This window comes from Rhodococcus sp. ENV425 (assembly GCF_002887785.1).
Taxonomy (GTDB): domain Bacteria; phylum Actinomycetota; class Actinomycetes; order Mycobacteriales; family Mycobacteriaceae; genus Rhodococcus; species Rhodococcus aetherivorans.
Map to the genome: position 1 here is coordinate 1 of NZ_PCZU01000064.1, position 17,033 is coordinate 17,033.

Genomic DNA, 17,033 nt, shown 5'->3' on the forward strand with positions numbered 1-17,033 from the left:
TGGGGGGCTTCCGGCATTTCCGCATGTTCCGGTCCGGCTCCCTCTTGTCCGTGCTCCGGCACAGGCGAATCATTGAATCTACGGTGGTCGCGATTGCCGGCCGTCGGGTGACGCCGACGGTGGACGGCAACGGGTCGGCCACGGAAGCCGTTGGGTGCGGGCTTGTCCCGCACGTGGAGGCGATAGTGATGTTCATTCAGGTCTGGCAGGGGACGGTTCGCGACGAGCAGGGACTGAAGGCCTGCCTGCAGCGGTGGACGGACGAGCTGCGCCCGGGCGCAGTGGGCTATCTGGGTAGCACGTCGGGATTCAGCGACGACGGCACCTTCGTGTCGGTGGCGCGGTTCGAGTCGGAGGAGGCGGCCCGCCGCAACAGCGAACGTCCGGAGCAGGGCGCGTGGTGGGTCGAGGCCGAGCAGTGCTTCGACGGGGAGATCACCGTCCACGACTGCCGTGATGTCGAGGTGTGGATGGAAGGTGGCTCGGACACTGCAGGATTCGTACAGGTCATGGAGGGGCACTGCCCCGATCTCGGGCGGATGAAGAGTCTGCTCGCCGAGGGTCAGGACCGGGTGCATGAGCTGCGGCCCGAGATCATCGGCGGCACGCTCGCCACCTACGGTGACGACGGGTACGTCGAGACGGTGTACTTCTCGTCCGAGGAGGAGGCACGGGCCCACGAACGGATGGAGATTCCCGACGATCTGCGGCCGCTTCTGGAGGAGGAGATGCGCCTGCTCGGCGACGTGCACTACTACGACCTGCACGAGCCCATTCTCACCCCGAGCGGCAGGTGAGCCGGCTCAACCGACAGTAGGGAAGCCCGGGCCGTGGTGGCACGGCCCGGACCGCCCCGCAGTGTCAACCGTTCCGCAGTGTCAGGGCCTCGGCCGGTGGGGCAGGGCCCGCGTGAGCCGCGGCGCCCAGCCGTGGGACGGCCAGCGCTTGAGTCCCAGCCGATCCGGCGTCAGACGGGTGTCGACGAAGAGCTTCTCGAGTTCGGGATCGGCGTCGCCGAGGAAGCGGTAGAGGATGGTGCCGCCGTTGTCCTCGGTGCGGGATGCCGCTTCCCAGCCGGTGGCCCGGTAGGCGCCGCGCACGATGTTGTCCGCCACCACCAGGATGGGCAGTCCGTCGACCCGGCGTGCCGCGGCTCCGGCCGGCCACGGACGGTCGGCGAGTCCTCGGACCTGTTCGGGGGAAGCCGATTTCGCATCCGTGATCCGCAGCACGACGCACGGGGTGGGCAGCTCGGGTGCGGCCTCCGCGGAGTACTGACGTATCAGCTCCTCGATGGGGTGGGCCACCCGGTCGGATTCCTCGGTCGCGCCGACGAGGTTGGTCAGCACGAGTTCGCCGTCGTGCGGTTCGAGCAGCCCCAGCACCGAGACCAGGGCCTGCGCGGTGAAGCCGGCGGCGTGGTCGGCGTCGACCGCCGGGGCCACCCGGTCGGCCACGACGTAGTGGCCCACGGAGTAGCCGGAGTCGTAGACGGCACGGATCCGGTGCACAGCCGCGTCGGCTTCGGGGGTGTGGGCGGGCGGGGCCTCGCCGCCGGCGGTGAGCTTGTGGTTTTCGCCGAGTGCCGTCCAGGTCAAGGCGAACAGGCGGTTTCCGCGGCCCTGTCCGACGTGCAGGACGGTGTGGTCGCGCGGATCGACGAGGGCGTACACATAGGCACCGAGCTGTTCGACGACCATCGCCGGCAGCGGGTCCGGGGTGGGGGTGCGGTCGTCGACGTCGGTGACGATCTCGCGCAGGACGGCGAGGCGCAAGGCGACCGGTACGGTGCCGGCGGAGCCGCCGAACAGTTCGCGGTTGGCGGCATCGACGGAGCCGAAGGCGCGTCCGGTGTGGCGGGCCAGGGCGGCGAGCGCACGAGTGAACTCGGCGAGGCGCTGACGAGGGTCCGCGGCGGTATCGGGCAGCTCGTTGCTGGTCAGGAACATCTGGATCTCGGGGGACTCCAGGAGGATCTGGGCGATGTTCTGAGGAACTGTCCACACGGTACGCATGAGGCGACTGTAGGCCAGTCTCTTGCGGGTAGCGGGTTGCGTGCTCAAACGCGCTGCACAACGCCGGTGGTCACCGCCCGGCAACCGCGTCTTGGTGCCGCGGACACGCGCCCGTGATGTGACGATCGCCACGTTCGCCGTAGTCGTCGGCTACACGAAGGGCACGATTCACGGCACCCCTGCTCCCTGGGGGTGGCTCGTCGCTTAACGTAGACACGTGAGCATCCCAGTCCCCGATGCCGCGCGGTCTGCGGCGAGCCCAGCATCGAACTGGCCCGCGATTCTGACGTGGCGGGCGTACGACGTTCCTCGGATGGAGTCGGTGCGTGTCCAACTGAGCGGCAGTCGCATCAAGGCGGCGGGTCGCATCGTCGGCGCGCAGTGCGCGGAGCACCCCGCGTTCAGCGCGTCGTACGACCTCGTGACCGACGAGAACGGTGTGACGCGCCGGTTGTCGGTGCGCACGACCGTGGCCGCCGGCGAGAGGCACATGTCGATCAGCCGGTCCGAGGAGGGCATCTGGATGGTCGACAACGGCACCCAGCACCAGCGTTCGGCGTTCGGCGGGGCACTCGACGTCGATGTCATCCTCAGCCCGTTCTTCAATGCGCTGCCGATCCGCCGCTACGGGCTGCAGTCCGGCGCGGACGAACTCGAGGTTCCGGTCGTCTACGTGAACCTGCTCGACCTCGGCATCGAGGAGGCCACCCTCGTCTACAGCAGCGCGGCCGACGGCATCCACGTCCTGTCCCCGGTCTCCAGCTCCTCGGTGACGGTGGACGGCGACGGTTTCGTCGTGGACTACCCCGGTCTGGCGGGGCGGATCTAGGCCGGGCTGTTTCAGGAGAGGGCGCTGCCCTCGCAGTTTCAGGAGAGGGCGCTGCCCTCCACTGCCATCGCCAGTGCGAGGGCCGTGGACTCTGCGGGGTGACTGCCGTGCCCGCCGGTCCCGGTGGTCAATCCGATCACCTGTACGCCGATGGGAAAGTCCCCGCCGCCCGGCGCGGGAACCGACACCGCAGGTACGCCGAGCACGCTGAACGGGATGCACATCTGCAACAGCGGCCCCCGGAGCGCGGCGGGGTCGCTGTCGAGTGCGGCCGATCGCAGCGGGGTGGTGACGGTGATCAGGGCGTCGAGCCCGTCGTCGCGGCGTAGCCGGCGCAGGACGTCGCGGCGCAGCCGGGCGGCCGTTCGCACGGCCCGCACGTAGTCCGTCGCCGGACGGTCCCGCTGAGCCGCGAGCAGCGCCGCGGTGGCCGGCTGGTAGAGGTCCGGGTCGTTCTCGAACCAGCGCTGATGGGTTTCGTACGCCTCCGAGCCGGTGACGACGGGATACACGGCGAGCAGGTCGTCGGTCTCTGGCAGCGTCACGTCCCGTACCTCCGCACCGAGGTGGGCGAGCGTGCGGCAGGCGTCGTCGAGCGCGGACTCGAATGCGGCGTCGGGCACGTCCCAGAGGCCGCCGCGCAGCCGCCCGACCCGCAGACCCGAGACGGGCGTGCGCAGGTGTGCGATTCCGGGCAGCGCACCCCACGCCAGTCCGGCGTCGAGGACGTCGCGGGCGAGCAGGCCCACGTGGTCGAAGGTGGTGGACAGGGGGAACACCCCGTCGACCGGCAACGCGCCGCGGGTGGGCTTGAGGCCGACGACGCCGCACAGTGCCGCCGGTGTCCGCACACTGCATCCGGTGTCGGTCCCCAGCGCCAGCGGCACGATGCCCTTGGCGACGAGCGCCGCCGACCCCGAGGACGAGCCGCCGGTGATCCGGGTGGGATCGTGCGGGTGCCGGGCCGGTCCGGACGCGTTGACCAGGCCACTCGGCCCGTACGCGAACTCGTGCAGGTGCGTCTTGGCCACCACGACGGCGCCGGCCTCGCGGAGCCGCTCGACGATCCTGGCGTCCCGTGCGGCCGGCGGTGCGTCGGCGAGGACGTTGCTGCCGCACCGCGTCGGCATCCCGGCGACGTCGATGTTGTCCTTGACGGCGACGGCGACACCGTGCAGCGGGCCGATCCAGTTGCCGGCCGCGAGCTCGGCGTCGGCGCGAGCGGCGGACTCGAGGGCGGCGGCGTCGTTGCGAGCGGCCACGAGGTTCGACCACGGTGTGCCGTCGAGGGCGTCGAGGTCGGCCAGCACCTGCCGGACGTGGCCGGTGGCGGTCAGTTCGCCTTTCGCGAGTGCCGCCGTGGTGTCGCGCAGTGTCACCGCGTCCACACCTCGCCGCGGCGGCCGGCCTCGCGCAGCCGGGCGATCCAGTCGGCGTCGCCGGGGACGATGCCGGTGACGGGCCGCCGTGCGCGCTGCTCGAATCGTCGCCGGGCGGCGTGACCGGCGGCGGTCAGCTCGGCGGTGCTGCCGTCGGCGAGTCGCTCGCGGGCGAGGCGCAGCACCTCGAGGGTCTCGTCGAGGGTCGTGAGCAGCGCCGTGGCGTTACCCTCGCACATCGCGTCGACCAGCGCGGGTGCCGTCCCGGCGACGCGGGTGCCGTCGCGGAACGAGCCGGCGGCCAGGCCCAGCGCCAGGTCGCCTCCGGCGGCCCCGGACAGCGCCAGTGCCTCGGCGAGCAGGTGCGGCAGGTGCGAGACGCGGGCGACCGCGGCGTCGTGCTCACCCGATTCGGCGGGCACGACGACGGAACCGCAGTCGAGGGCGAGATCGGCGACCTGCGTCCACACCACGGGGTCGGTGCCGTCGTCCACGGTGACCACCCACACCGCGTCGCGGAACAGTTCCGCGAATCCCGCCGACCAGCCGGACTCGGCGGTGCCGGCCATGGGATGGCCGCCGACGAAGCGGGCGGACAGCCCGTGGGCGGCGACAGCGGCGGCGACCTGCGACTTGACGCTGACCACGTCGGTCAGCGCGGCGTGCGGGGCGTGCTCGGCGACGGCGGCGAGCACCGCGTCCACCGCGGGCACGGGCACGGCGACGACGACGAGGGCGTCGGATTCCGCGGCGCGCCGCAGCGTGGCCGGCAGGTCGGTGGAGGCGTCGAATCCGTCGGCCCGGGCGGCCTCGACGGGCTCCGCCGACCGGTTGTATCCCCAGGCCTCGCGACCCGCGGCGACGGCCGCACGCAGCAACGATCCGCCGATCAGGCCGAGGCCGAGCACACACACGGGCGGGGTGGACGCGGAGGTGGGCACCCGAACAGGTTGGCACATCGCCCGCTGGACTTCATTCACGGGACTGCGCCGACTACCGTTGCGCCCATGGCTGCGCAGCGTGCGGGGAACAAGAGCCCTTCCGTGAGTTCGACTGAGGACCTCGACGGGTTCGGGGTCGCCGTGACGCGGGAGGACGGTCGCTGGAAGTGCAAGGCACTGTCGGCGGCGGTGTTGACGAGCCTCGAGGTGGCCGACCGGGAGCTGCGCGAGCTGCGCAGCACCGGCGCGATCTTCGGGTTGCTCAACGTGGACGACGAGTTCTTCGTCATCGTCCGGCCCGCCCCGTCGGGCACGCGTCTGCTGCTGTCCGACGCGACCATGGCGATCGACTACGACATCGCCGCCGACGTGCTCGACGCGTTGAACATCGAAATCCCGGATATCGACCCCGACGAGCTCGACGACATCGAGCCGTGGGAGGAGGGCGATCTGGGGATTCTCGCGGACTTGGGATTGCCGGAGCCGGTGCTGGCGGTGATCGCCGCCGAGTCCGATCTGTATCCGGACGAGCAGATCGAGGAGATCGCCCAGCGGCTGGGATTCGACGACGTCCTCGCCACGACGCTGGACAAGCTGCGCCCCTAGATGGGCCTGCGCGACGACGAGGCGATGATCCGGGCCGCGCTGGAGGCGGCCGCCGCGGCGCCGGCCGGCGACGTGCCGGTGGGTGCGGTGCTGTTCGATGCGGACGGGACCGAGCTGGCCCGTGCGGCGAATTCGCGGGAGGCCACGGGCGATCCGACGGCTCATGCGGAGGTGCTGGCGCTGCGCGCGGCGGCGAAGGTGCACGGCGACGGCTGGCGGCTCGAGGGCACGACGCTGGCCGTGACGCTGGAGCCGTGCACGATGTGTGCGGGCGCGCTGGTGCTGGCCAGGGTGCACCGCGTGGTATTCGGGGCGTGGGAGCCGAAGACGGGTGCGGTCGGGTCGCTGTGGGACGTGGTGCGTGATCGTCGGCTCACCCACCGCCCACAGGTGCGCGGCGGCGTGCTCGAGGACGAATGCGCGGCGGTGCTCGAAGGCTTCTTCCGGGCCCAGCGTCTCGCCGAACGCCGGTGACCTGCGGATTTCAACTCCGGGACCGAATCCGGTAAAGTCGTGGGCGGTGGCGTGTCCGAGCGGCCTAAGGAGCACGCCTCGAAAGCGTGTGACGGGTAACCCCCGTCCGAGGGTTCAAATCCCTCCGCCACCGCCAAGAACGGCCCCGATCCGGTTGACCGGATCGGGGCCGTTTTCGTTCGTCGAATGCGCAGGTCCGGTCGCTTCACCCGGCGTGTCGTGACGACAACTGCGCACTCGCGACGGTGGTCGGTCGCTGCGGCGCCCAGCCGGGCGGGCCGAACGCGTAGCCGAGCTTGTCGCGCCACCTCGTGGCGGCCCGCCAGTCGCGGGCGATGGCCTGGTACTCGTGCGTCTGCAGCCGCCAGATGTTGTAGGTGCCGACGGGCTTGGTGAGTCCGTACGTGGGGCGGTGGGTCTCGCGGCGGAAGGTACCGAACAGGCGGTCCCACAGGATCAGGATGCCGCCGTAGTTGCGGTCGAGGTATTCGGGGTCGCACCCGTGGTGCACACGATGGTGTGACGGGGTGTTGAACACGAACTCGACGGGCCGGGGCAGCGTGCCCACCCGCTCGGTGTGCACGAAGAACTGGTACACGAGCGAGACGGAGAATCCGACGAACACCATCCACGGCGGGATGCCGAGGAAGGGCAGCGGCAGCCACATGAGGATCTCGCCGCTGTTGTTCCATTTCTGGCGCAGGGCCGTGGCGAAGTTGAAGTACTCGCTCGAGTGGTGTGCCTGGTGGGTGGCCCACACGAGCCGCACCCGGTGCGCTGTCCGGTGGTACCAGTAGTAGAGCAGGTCGATGCCGAGGATCAGGATCGCCCACGTGTACCAGGCGTCCGCCGGTAGGTGCCACGGTGCGAGGTACACCCAGATCGCCGAGTAGCCGACGAGGGCCAGCACCTTCCAGGCGGCGCTGGTGCCGATGGAGACCAATCCCATGGAGATGCTCGTGCGCGCGTCGATGGCCTCGTAGCCGCCGCGCGGCGGACGGGTGTGCCCGTCGTCGCCGGGTTCGACGTGCTCGAGCGTGCGGGCGGCGGCCCATTCGAGGGCGAGGAAGAGCAGGAACGCCGGGATGGCCAGCGCGACGGGGTCGTGCAGAGGCTCGAGCAGCGACGCCCAGGACGCCGTCAGGGTCTCCCACATTCGGTCCTCCGGGAGTGATGTGAACAGGCGTCCAATCTACCGGAATGTGGTGACGGTCACTACGGCGGGCGAGGGGCCGCCGGGCGGTCACTGCGGGAGCGGCCGCCCGTCCGGACGCAGGCCGGCGAGGTAGATCGCGATCATCCGGGGCACGAGGGCGGGCACGACGTCGTCGACGAACCGCACGTGGGGGCGGGTCAGCCGGGCGACCGCCATGATCACCTCGATCGGCTGGACGTCGTCGCGGACGAGGCCGGCCTGCTGTGCGGCGTGGACGAGCTCGGTGACGCGCGCCTTGGTGCCCTCCCGGATCTCGAGGACGTCGTCGGGCAGTTCCCGGTAGCTCTCGACGATGAGAGCCGGGATCAGGGCGCCGAGCCGCAGCCGGACGGCGGTGTCGACGAATTCGGCCCAGGCACGTTCGGGGTCCGACGTCATCGCGGCGAGGGCGCGATCCGCCGCCGCGCCCGCCTCGTCGAGGGTGCGACGGGCCACGGCGTGCGCGAGATCGTCGCGGGTGGGGAAGTTGCGGTAGAGGGTGGCGATGCCGACGCCGGCGCGCTCGGCGATGGCATCGAGGGGTGCGTCGTGCCCGCGTTCGGCGAGCACGTCGCGGGCCGCGAGGATCAGGGCCTCGCGGCGGCGGGCGGCATCGGCGCGCATGGGATCTCCTGTGTTCGGCGGGTTGACACCCCGCTCCTACCGGAGGAATATACTCCACATAAACGGAGAACAATCCTCCACTTCAAGGAGCCGTCATGGTTGCCCCGACCTCCTCCCCGGACACCTCCACGGCGCGGCACGCCCCGCCGGACGCGGTACGCGTCGCCGGCGTCGTGCTCGCGCTCACCGCCGTCATCGCCCTGATGCTGTTCGCATTCGCCGCGCCCGCCGTGAACAGCGGCCCGCACGCGCTGAAGATCGGCATCGCCGGGCCGGACCAGGCCGTCGCCCAGATCGAGGCCGGCCTCTCCGGTGCCCGGCCCGGTGCGTTCGCGCCGCAGCGGTACGCCGACGCGGAGGCGCTGCGCAGCGCCATCGAGCACCGCGAGGTCGTCGGTGGCCTCGCCGTCGGGCCGGACGGGCCCGCGATGTATGTCGCCGGGGCCGGCGGCGCCCCCGTCGCTCAGGTTCTCACCGCCACGGCCACCGGCCTGTCGGAGGCCGTCGGCCGACCCGTTCCCGTGCGCGACGTCGTGCCGCTGCCGGCCGACGACCCGGCGGGGGCCGGCCTGAACTCGCTGGCCCTGCCGCTGGTCCTGGGCGGTCTGGTGCCCGCGATCGCCCTCGTCCGGCTGTTCCCCCGGCGGGTCGGCCTGCGCGTGTTCGGCGCGGTCGGCTTCGCGGTGCTCGCGGGGCTGACCCTCACTGCCGTCCTGCAGTTCGGGTTCGGCAGCCTGACCGGGAACTACTGGGCCACCGCCGGAGCGCTCACGCTGGGCCTGGCCGCCGTCTCGCTGCCACTGCTCGGCCTCGAGTCGCTCTTCGGGCTGCCCGGTTTCGGTGCCGGGGCGGTCCTGATGATGTTCGTCGGCAACCCGTTGTCGGGCTTCGCGACCACCGCAGCGTGGCTGCCGCAGGGGTGGGGCACCTTCGGTCAGCTGCTGCCACCCGGCGCCGCCGGCACGCTGGTCCGTTCGGTGGCCTTCTTCGACGGGCACGGCGGCGGGACGGCGGTGCTGGTGCTGAGCGCATGGGTCGTCGCCGGGCTCGCACTGTGCGCGGCGTCGGCACGTCGTCGCACCGCCGTCGCATGACCGCAGTTGCACCGTCGTCGCATGACCGCAGTCGCACCGCCGCATGACCGCGGCCGCGTCGCGCGCTTTCCCTCCGGTTTGGTAGGAATCGTGTGTCCGCCGGCGCCCGGCGGCCAGGCGCGAACCGAGGAGTGCGACGTGCATATCACCGCCCGGGTGGACTATGCCGTGCGCACCCTGCTCGAACTCGCGACGGCCGGCGAGGCGCCCGCCAAGGCGGAGGGCCTGGCCCGGGCGCAGCGCATCCCGCACAAGTTCCTCGAGGCGGTCCTCGGGGATCTGCGCCGAGGCGGACTGGTGCACAGCCGTCGCGGCCCCGAAGGGGGGTACTGGCTGGCCCGCCCGGCCGACGAGATCTCCATCGCGGACATCATTCGCACCGTGGAAGGCCCGCTCGCGTCGGTGCGCGGCGAGCGGCCCGAGGATGTGGTCTACACCGGCCCGGCCGAACGCCTGCGCGACGTATGGATCGCGGTGCGGGTGAATCTGCGGGCCGTCCTCGAGGAGGTCACCCTCGCCGACGTCGTCGCGGACGATCTTCCGCGGTTCGTGGCCGACCTGACCGCCGATCCGGGCGCCTGGGAACGCCGGCGCACGTGAGCGCTGCCACAACGCCCGGGGCGGTGTGGGCAACCGCATATTCTTGCAGTTCTCTGCAAATTTGCAGGGCTCTGCAAGATGCGTACCGTGGAAGACGTGACCAATCCGCCCGGACTGCGTGACCGCAAGAAGGCCGCCACGCGGGCAGCGCTCGTTGCCGCCGCGGCCGACCTTGCCCGCGCCAAGGGCATCGACGGCGTCACCGCCGACGCCATCGCCGCGAAGGCGGGCGTGTCCACCCGCACCTTCCACAACTACTTCGCGAGCAAGGAGGAGGCCGTCCTCGCGCATCTCGAGGGGTTGGTGCACTCCTGGGTCGGGCGCCTGCACTCACGGCCCGCCCGGGAACCCGTATGGGACTCCATGGAAGCCGTCGCCCGGCAGATCGTTTCGGAGCCGGACGGCGACTTCGTCGAGATGTGTTCGACCATGGAACTCGTCGATCAGAGCCCGGCACTGCTGGCGCGCCGCGTCGAGATGGAAGTGCGCGCCTCGCAACTGCTCGTCGAGGCCATCGCCGAGCGCACCGGCACCGATCCCCGGGTCGACCTGTACCCGAGCCTGGTCCGCTACGCCGCGGTCTCGGCCATGAAGTCGGCAGTCGAACTGTGGCTCGCCGGCACTTCGGGGGCGGCTTCCCCCGAGGAACTCGTCCGTGCCGCCTTCGGGCAGCTGCGGCAAGGCCTTTCCTAAGACACCTGCACGACACATCCGGAAGACGAGGTTCCCCGTGGCGACCTATCTCTATCGGATCGGCAAGTTCGCCTATCGGCGAAAAGGCACGGTCCTCTCCCTCTGGCTGGCGATCCTCGTCCTCTTCGGCGTGGGTGCGGCCACCCTGTCCGGGCCGACGACGGACTCGTTCTCCATCCCCGGCACTCCCGCGCAGCAGACGCAGGACCTGCTCGCCGAACGGTTCCCGAACGCCGCGGACCCGATGAACGCGCTCAGCGCGCGCTACGTGTTCGCCGCCCCCGACGGCGGGACCCTCGACGAACCACAGAACCTCGCGGCGATGAACGAGGTGCTGGCGGCGATCCGCGGGATCGACAAGGTGACCGCCGCCGCCAAGATCGATCCGGCCGTCGCCACCCCCGAGCAGCAGGCCGCCGTCCTCGTCGACCCCGTCACCGCGAACGCCGGTCTCGTCGAACAGATGAAGGCCGCCGCCGAGCAACAGGGCAAGCCGGAGGAGACCGCGCTCGCCGACGCGGCCGCGCTGTCGCCACTGAGCCCGGACCGCACCGTCGGATTCGTCACCGTCCCGTTCGAGGGCGGCTTCGGAGACGTCGACGACACGATGCGTGAGCAGATCGCCGCGGCCGCGGAGATCGGCCGGGACGCGGGCCTGAACGTCCAGGTCAGCGGCACCGCCGCCGCGGAGGCCGAGATGCCCGGCGGCGTCACCGAACTCATCGGCATCGGCATCGCCGCCGTCGTCCTCGCCATCACCTTCGGCTCGCTCGTCGCCGCGGGCCTGCCCCTGATCACCGCCATCATCGGCATCGCCATCGGCAGCCTCGGCATCACCATCGCCACCGGTTTCGCCGACCTGAGCTCGATGACCCCGACGCTGGCGATCATGATCGGTCTCGCCGTCGCGATCGACTACTCGCTGTTCATCGTCTCCCGGTTCCGGCACGAGATCACCGTCACCGCCGACCGTGCCGAGGCGGCCGGACGTGCCGTGGGCACCGCCGGCTCCGCCGTCGTGTTCGCCGGCCTGACCGTGATCATCGCCCTGATGGCCCTCAGCGTGGTGGGGATCCCGTTCCTGTCCGCCATGGGCTACGCGGCCGCATTCACGGTGTTCATCGCCGTGCTCATCGCGATCACCCTGCTGCCGGCGATCCTCGGCCTGTTCGGCCGCAAGGCGTTCGCCGGCCGCATCCCGGGCCTGAAGGACCACGACCCGGAGGCCGACACCGACAGGCCGAGCGCCGCCCAGCGCTACATCCGCTGGGCCACCGGCAAGCCGCTGATCCCGCTCGTCGCCGGCGTGCTGCTGCTCGGCATCCTCGCGCTGCCCGGCGCGAACCTGCAGCTCGCCCTGCCCACCGAGGCCACCGGCGACCCGAAGACCAGCGCCCGTCAGGCCTACGACCTCGTGAACGAGGCGTTCGGTCCCGGCCGCAACGGCCCGCTGCTCGTCGTCGCCGACGCCCGCGAGGCCACCGTCGCGCCGCAGCAGGCGTTCGGGGAGGTCGTGCAGCGCCTGTACGAGCAGGACGAGGTGGTCAACGCCCAGATCGTGGCCGTCAACCAGGCCGGTGACACCGCGCAGATCATGGTCACCCCCCGGTCGGGCCCCAGCGAGCCGGCGACGATGGACCTCGTGTCGAGCATCCGCGACCAGGAGGCCCAGCTGCACGACGAGATCGGCGTCTCCTACGGCATCACCGGACAGACCGCCCTCGAAGGCGACGTGTCCGAGACCCTGCAGAGCGCGCTCGTCCCGTACCTCGCGGTGGTCGTCGGACTCGCGTTCATCCTGCTGATGCTCGTGTTCCGGTCGATCCTGGTGCCGCTGACCGCGACCCTCGGATTCCTGCTCAGCGTCCTGGCGACGTTCGGCGCGACCGTCGCGGTCTTCCAGGAGGGCTGGGGCGGGCTGGTCTCCAACCCGCAGCCGATCGTCAGCTTCATGCCGATCTTCCTCATCGGCGTGGTGTTCGGCCTGGCGATGGACTACCAGGTCTTCCTGGTGACCCGCATGCGGGAGGAGTTCGTCCACGGCGCGTCCGCGAAGGAGGCCGTGCGGATCGGATTCGCCCACGGTGCCCGGGTGGTCACCGCGGCGGCGGTCATCATGATCTCGGTGTTCGCCGCCTTCATCGCCGAGCCGAACTCGTTCATCAAGTCGATCGGCTTCGCGCTCGCCGCCGCCGTGTTCTTCGACGCGTTCGTCGTGCGCATGGTGATCATCCCCGCGGTGATGGCGCTGCTCGGCGACAAGGCCTGGTGGCTGCCGACGTGGCTGGACCGCATCCTGCCGAACGTGGACGTCGAGGGCGAGAAGCTCCGCCGCGAGCTGACCGTCCCCGAGCCCAGCCGCGAGCCGGCGCACACATGACCGGACCCGGGCGCCTTTTCCGTTCCCTCGCGGGCGGAAAAGGTGCCGGGAACCGGGCTGCTGCACCGGTAGCGTGGTGATCATGCTGGTCCGGTTGCTCCCGCGGTTCCTGCGCCCTCACCGGGGGGCGCTGATCGCGGTGGTGCTGCTGCAGATGGTGGCCACCGGCACCATGCTGATCCTGCCGGCGCTCAACGCCGACCTGATCGACTACGGCGTCGCCCGCGGCGACATCGGGTACATCCTCACCACCGGCGCGGTGATGCTGGCGATCAGCTCGGTGCAGATCGGCTGCTCGATCGGTTCGGTGTACTTCGCGGCGCGCACCGCCATGGCCGTCGGCCGCGACGTGCGGCTCGCCGTGCTCCGGCGCGTCGGCGGATTCTCCGCCCGCGAGTTCGGCCGGTTCGGCGCGCCGTCGCTCATCACCCGCAACACCAACGACGTGCAGCAGGTGCAGATGCTCGTGCTGATGAGCTGCACCATCGTGGTGATGGCCCCGATCATGGGTATCGGTGGCATCGTCATGGCGCTGCGCGAGGACGCCGGCACGTCGCTGGTGCTCGTCGCTGCCGTGCCCGTCCTCGCGGTCACCATGTTCGTCCTGATCGCGAGGATGGTGCCCGCCTTCCGGGTGATGCAGGTGCGCATCGACGCCGTCAACCGGGTACTGCGCGAACAGATCACCGGCATCCGCGTGGTGCGGGCGTTCGTGCGCGAGCGCACCGAACGGGACCGGTTCGAGGTCGCCAACGTGGAACTGACCGACACGGCCCTGCACGTCGGCCGCATCAACGCTCTGCTGTTCCCGCTCGTGATGCTCATCGCCAACGCCACGAGCGTGGCCGTGCTGTGGTTCGGCGGCCACCGGATCGACACCGGTGACATGCAGGTCGGATCCCTCACCGCGCTGCTGAGCTACATCATGCAGATCCTGATGGCGGTGATGATGACGTCGTTCGTGGCGATGATGGCGCCGCGCGCGGCGGTGTGTGCCGAGCGGATCCTCGACGTGCTCGACACCGAATCGTCGCTGCCGGCGCCGGCTCGGCCCGTCCGCACCCTCGCCACCCCCGTGACCCTCGAGCTGCGGGGGGCGGCCTTCGCGTATCCCGGCGCCGACGCGCCCGTCCTGCGCGACGTGACGTTCCGGGCCGAGCCCGGCAGCACGACCGCCGTGATCGGCGGTACCGGCTCCGGCAAGACGACCCTGCTGCGGCTGATCCCGCGGCTGATCGACGTCACCGCCGGCTCGGTCCTGGTGGGCGGCACCGATGTGCGTGACCTGGACCCGCAGGTGCTGCGCGCGGCGATCGGTCTCGTGCCGCAGCGGGCCTACCTGTTCTCCGGCACCGTCGCCGACAATCTGCGGTACGGCCGCGCCGACGCGACCGACGACGAGCTCTGGCACGCCCTCGAGGTTGCACAGGCCGCGGACTTCGTCCGGGCGATGCCGGAGGGGCTGAACACCCTCGTCGCCCAGGGCGGCACCACGGTCTCGGGCGGGCAGCGCCAGCGCCTGGCCATCGCCCGGGCTCTGGTCCGCCGGCCCTCGATCTACCTGTTCGACGATGCGTTCTCGGCCCTGGACCAGGCCACCGACGCGCGGCTGCGGGAGGCACTGTTCCCGGAGACCCGCGATGCGTGCGTCGTGGTCGTCGCGCAACGGGTGTCCACGGTGCTCGACGCCGACCGCATCGTCGTACTCGACGGCGGGGCCGTCGTCGGCTCGGGCACGCATCTGGAACTGCTCGCGAGCTGCCCGACCTACGCCGAGATCGTCGAGTCGCAGCGCATGGTGACCGCATGACCGAGCGCAAGGAGGCGGGGCCGCGGCTCGGGGGTGTGGACCCGGGCGCGCCGGAGAACCGGGCACGGCAGAAGTGGCCGGCCACCAAACGGCTCGTCGGCCTGTTGCGGCCGCACCGGTGGGCCGCGGCCGTGGTGCTCGTCCTGGCCGTGCTCGGGGTGGTGGCGTCCTCGGTGGCGCCCCGCATTCTCGGCCACGCCACCGACCTGATCTTCAGCGGGGTGATCGGCCGTCAGCTGCCCGCCGGGCTGTCGAAGGAACAGGCGGTCGAGGCGCTGCGGGCGCAGGGACGCGACCAGTTCGCGGAGATGGTGTCGGCCATGTCGCTCGTGCCGGGCGCGGGCATCGACTTCGCCGCCCTCGGCCGCACCCTCGTGTTCGTGCTCGCGCTGTACCTGCTGTCGTCGGGCCTGATCTGGCTGGCGGCGTACGGGCTCAACGAGATCGTGCAGCGCGTCATCCGCGATCTGCGATCCCGGGTGGAACGCAAGGTGCACGCGCTGCCGTTGCGCTATTTCGACTCCCATTCCCGCGGTGATCTGCTCAGCCGCGTCACCAACGACATCGACAACATCTCGCAGGGCTTGCAGCAGTCGATCAGCCAGCTGGTGCTGTCGGTGCTCACCCTGCTCGGGCTCGTCGTGATGATGGTGTGGATCTCGCCGCTGCTCGCGCTCGTCGCGATCCTCATGGTGCCGGCGTCGGTGGTGGTGACCGCGGTGGTGGCGAAGCGGTCCAAACGGCACTTCGTGACCCAGTGGAAGGCCACCGGCAACCTCAACGGCCAGATCGAGGAGGCCTTCACCGGCCACGAACTCGTCACCGCCTTCGGCCGGACCGCCGAGGTCGAGCGTCGCTTCACCGAGACCAACGACGAATTGTTCCGGGCCGGGTTCCGCGCCCAGTTCGTCTCCGGTCTGGTGATGCCGCTGGTGATGTTCATGAGCAACCTCAGCTACGTCGCGATCGCCGTGCTCGGCGGGCTGCGGGTCGCGTCGGGCACCGTCAGCCTCGGCGAGGTGCAGGCCCTGATCCAGTACTCGCGGCAGCTCGGTCAGCCGCTCGGCCAGATCGGCGCGATGGTCAACCTGCTGCAGTCCGCGGCGGCGTCCGCCGAGCGGGTGTTCGAGATCCTCGACGAACTCGAACAGGAGCCCGACTCGCCTGCCCCCGTCACCCCGTGGGGGCGGCACGGCCTGGTCGAGTTCGAGGACGTCTCGTTCTCGTACCTGCCGGAGCGACCGCTGATCGAGCATCTCGACCTGCGCGTCGAGCCGGGGCAGATGGTCGCGATCGTCGGGCCCACCGGCGCGGGCAAGACCACCCTGGTGAACCTGATCCTGCGCTTCTACGAACTGGATTCGGGACGAATCCTCGTCGACGGCGTGGACATCACGACCATGAGCCGCGACGAGCTGCGCTCGCGTATCGGGATGGTGCTGCAGGACACCTGGCTCTTCGGGGGCACCATCCGCGACAACATCGCCTACGGCAGGCCGGACGCCACCGAGGACCAGATCCTCGAGGCCGCCCGCATCAGCTACGTCGACCGGTTCGTGCGTTCCCTGCCCGACGGCTACGACACCGTGATCGACGAGGACGCCGGCAACATCAGCGCGGGGGAGCGGCAGCTGATCACCACGGCCCGCGCCTTCCTCGCGCAGCCGTCCATCCTGATCCTCGACGAGGCCACCAGCTCGGTCGACACCCGCACCGAGCTGCTCGTGCAGCACGCGACGGCGGTGCTGCGCCGGGACCGCACCAGTTTCGTGATCGCGCACCGGCTGTCGACCATCCGCGACGCGGACCGGATCGTGGTGATGGAGCACGGGCGCATCGTGGAACAGGGCACGCACGACGAGCTCCTCGAGGCCGGCGGCGCCTACTTCCGGTTGTACGACGCGCAGTTCCGCGCCCTCGTGGAATGACCGCCAGGCGAGGCGGACGCCGGCGGGATCGTCGCGCCGGTCGTGGATCCGCCCACGCAATTGCAGGAGCGGATTCCGAAGCGGCGAGCGAATTTCCGACGAGGCGGGCGGATCGGAGGTCAGGCACGTCGCGTGGTCATCGCCGGTGTCCTTCCGTCCGCGACGATTCGCCGGGGCTGCGCGGCGCGTCGACGGCGCGGGGGTGCTCGGCGACGGCCAGCCGGCGGGCCCGTACCAGCGCGACCGCGAACGCCGGGACGGCGAGCACGAACAGCGGCAGGCTCGCGCCGGTGGTGGGCTCGAACAGCACGAGCAGCAGCGGCAGCGCGAAGCCCAGGTAGGTGCCGACGTAGAAGACGCCGGTCAGCGTCCCGCGCGAGGTCTTCGGCGCGAGTGACTCCAGGTCGAGCAGGCCCTCGCGCAGGCACAGCCCGTAGGCCACCCCGAGCACGGGTGCCGCGACGG

15 protein-coding genes, 1 tRNA gene and 1 pseudogene are annotated in these 17,033 nt (G+C 71.0%); 11 read left to right on the plus strand and 6 right to left on the minus strand.

What is annotated here, in order from left to right; all coding sequences use genetic code 11:
• The first annotated feature begins 188 nt into the window (after positions 1-188).
• The gene (locus CQZ88_RS04700) at positions 189-797 is read left to right on the plus strand and encodes a hypothetical protein (protein ID WP_102799319.1); all 609 of its coding nucleotides are present in this window, start codon (positions 189-191) and stop codon (positions 795-797) included.
• Between the two features lie 81 nt (positions 798-878).
• Here CQZ88_RS04700 and CQZ88_RS04705 read toward each other — a convergent pair whose 3' ends face one another.
• The gene (locus tag CQZ88_RS04705; RefSeq protein ID WP_006944466.1) at positions 879-2,015 is read right to left on the minus strand and encodes a GIY-YIG nuclease family protein; all 1,137 of its coding nucleotides are present in this window, start codon (positions 2,013-2,015) and stop codon (positions 879-881) included.
• A gap of 223 nt (positions 2,016-2,238) precedes the next feature.
• Between CQZ88_RS04705 and CQZ88_RS04710 the strand changes: the two genes are divergently transcribed.
• The gene (locus CQZ88_RS04710) at positions 2,239-2,844 is read left to right on the plus strand and encodes a putative glycolipid-binding domain-containing protein (protein ID WP_080688625.1); all 606 of its coding nucleotides are present in this window, start codon (positions 2,239-2,241) and stop codon (positions 2,842-2,844) included.
• 38 nt (positions 2,845-2,882) lie between these two features.
• Here CQZ88_RS04710 and CQZ88_RS04715 read toward each other — a convergent pair whose 3' ends face one another.
• On the minus strand, positions 2,883-4,232 hold the full coding sequence (locus CQZ88_RS04715) for an amidase (protein WP_029547059.1): 1,350 nt from the start codon (positions 4,230-4,232) through the stop codon (positions 2,883-2,885).
• Positions 4,220-5,182 (minus strand): prephenate dehydrogenase, encoded by a 963-nt coding sequence (locus tag CQZ88_RS04720; RefSeq protein WP_044476377.1) that lies wholly within the window; start codon positions 5,180-5,182, stop codon positions 4,220-4,222. The genes CQZ88_RS04715 and CQZ88_RS04720 overlap by 13 nt, the downstream gene beginning before the upstream one ends.
• A 48-nt stretch (positions 5,183-5,230) precedes the next feature.
• Between CQZ88_RS04720 and CQZ88_RS04725 the strand changes: the two genes are divergently transcribed.
• From CQZ88_RS04725 to CQZ88_RS04735, 3 genes are all read left to right on the plus strand, one after another.
• Complete coding sequence (locus CQZ88_RS04725) at positions 5,231-5,770, plus strand: tRNA adenosine deaminase-associated protein (RefSeq protein WP_029547061.1); 540 nt, start codon at positions 5,231-5,233, stop codon at positions 5,768-5,770.
• The gene (locus CQZ88_RS04730) at positions 5,771-6,244 is read left to right on the plus strand and encodes a nucleoside deaminase (RefSeq protein WP_029547062.1); all 474 of its coding nucleotides are present in this window, start codon (positions 5,771-5,773) and stop codon (positions 6,242-6,244) included. It begins immediately after the preceding gene.
• A gap of 45 nt (positions 6,245-6,289) precedes the next feature.
• Positions 6,290-6,380: transfer RNA gene (locus CQZ88_RS04735), tRNA-Ser, on the plus strand.
• Between the two features lie 69 nt (positions 6,381-6,449).
• On the opposite strand, the gene CQZ88_RS04740 is transcribed toward CQZ88_RS04735, so the two are convergent.
• Both CQZ88_RS04740 and CQZ88_RS04745 read right to left on the minus strand, forming a co-directional pair.
• A complete protein-coding gene (locus CQZ88_RS04740) occupies positions 6,450-7,400 on the minus strand; it encodes a sterol desaturase family protein (protein ID WP_029547063.1) in 951 nt (316 codons plus the stop codon).
• 87 nt (positions 7,401-7,487) lie between these two features.
• Positions 7,488-8,063 (minus strand): TetR/AcrR family transcriptional regulator, encoded by a 576-nt coding sequence (locus CQZ88_RS04745; protein ID WP_006944476.1) that lies wholly within the window; start codon positions 8,061-8,063, stop codon positions 7,488-7,490.
• 95 nt (positions 8,064-8,158) lie between these two features.
• On the opposite strand from CQZ88_RS04745, the gene CQZ88_RS04750 reads away from it, so the two are divergent.
• From CQZ88_RS04750 to CQZ88_RS04775, 6 genes are all read left to right on the plus strand, one after another.
• Complete coding sequence (locus CQZ88_RS04750; protein WP_065923169.1) at positions 8,159-9,157, plus strand: hypothetical protein; 999 nt, start codon at positions 8,159-8,161, stop codon at positions 9,155-9,157.
• Between the two features lie 138 nt (positions 9,158-9,295).
• Entirely contained in the window at positions 9,296-9,757 is a 462-nt protein-coding gene (locus CQZ88_RS04755) for an Rrf2 family transcriptional regulator (RefSeq protein ID WP_006944482.1), read from the plus strand.
• A 78-nt stretch (positions 9,758-9,835) separates the two neighbouring features.
• Positions 9,836-10,450 carry a TetR/AcrR family transcriptional regulator gene (locus CQZ88_RS04760; RefSeq protein WP_065923168.1) on the plus strand — a complete coding sequence of 205 codons (615 nt, stop codon included), beginning with the start codon at positions 9,836-9,838 and terminating at the stop codon, positions 10,448-10,450.
• Between the two features lie 37 nt (positions 10,451-10,487).
• On the plus strand, positions 10,488-12,830 hold the full coding sequence (locus CQZ88_RS04765) for an MMPL family transporter (RefSeq protein ID WP_029547067.1): 2,343 nt from the start codon (positions 10,488-10,490) through the stop codon (positions 12,828-12,830).
• An 82-nt stretch (positions 12,831-12,912) separates the two neighbouring features.
• Positions 12,913-14,640: an ABC transporter ATP-binding protein gene (locus CQZ88_RS04770; protein WP_029547068.1), complete on the plus strand. Its 1,728-nt coding sequence runs from the start codon at positions 12,913-12,915 to the stop codon at positions 14,638-14,640.
• The gene (locus CQZ88_RS04775; protein ID WP_029547069.1) at positions 14,637-16,568 is read left to right on the plus strand and encodes an ABC transporter ATP-binding protein; all 1,932 of its coding nucleotides are present in this window, start codon (positions 14,637-14,639) and stop codon (positions 16,566-16,568) included. Before CQZ88_RS04770 ends, CQZ88_RS04775 begins: the two co-directional genes overlap by 4 nt.
• Before the next feature lie 136 nt (positions 16,569-16,704).
• On the opposite strand, the pseudogene CQZ88_RS30450 reads toward CQZ88_RS04775, so the two are convergent.
• Positions 16,705-17,033, minus strand: a pseudogene (locus CQZ88_RS30450) (hypothetical protein); the annotation flags it as partial.

Coding starts and splice junctions, on each gene's coding strand:
- CQZ88_RS04750 (WP_065923169.1), top strand. CDS start 8,159: ATGGTTGCCCCGACCTCCTCCCCGGACACCTCCACGGCGCGGCACGCC.
- CQZ88_RS04745 (WP_006944476.1), bottom strand. CDS start 8,063: ATGCGCGCCGATGCCGCCCGCCGCCGCGAGGCCCTGATCCTCGCGGCC.
- CQZ88_RS04770 (WP_029547068.1), top strand. CDS start 12,913: ATGCTGGTCCGGTTGCTCCCGCGGTTCCTGCGCCCTCACCGGGGGGCG.
- CQZ88_RS04760 (WP_065923168.1), top strand. CDS start 9,836: ATGCGTACCGTGGAAGACGTGACCAATCCGCCCGGACTGCGTGACCGC.
- CQZ88_RS04700 (WP_102799319.1), top strand. CDS start 189: ATGTTCATTCAGGTCTGGCAGGGGACGGTTCGCGACGAGCAGGGACTG.
- CQZ88_RS04775 (WP_029547069.1), top strand. CDS start 14,637: ATGACCGAGCGCAAGGAGGCGGGGCCGCGGCTCGGGGGTGTGGACCCG.
- CQZ88_RS04725 (WP_029547061.1), top strand. CDS start 5,231: ATGGCTGCGCAGCGTGCGGGGAACAAGAGCCCTTCCGTGAGTTCGACT.
- CQZ88_RS04720 (WP_044476377.1), bottom strand. CDS start 5,182: ATGTGCCAACCTGTTCGGGTGCCCACCTCCGCGTCCACCCCGCCCGTG.
- CQZ88_RS04740 (WP_029547063.1), bottom strand. CDS start 7,400: ATGTGGGAGACCCTGACGGCGTCCTGGGCGTCGCTGCTCGAGCCTCTG.
- CQZ88_RS04730 (WP_029547062.1), top strand. CDS start 5,771: ATGGGCCTGCGCGACGACGAGGCGATGATCCGGGCCGCGCTGGAGGCG.
- CQZ88_RS04705 (WP_006944466.1), bottom strand. CDS start 2,015: ATGCGTACCGTGTGGACAGTTCCTCAGAACATCGCCCAGATCCTCCTG.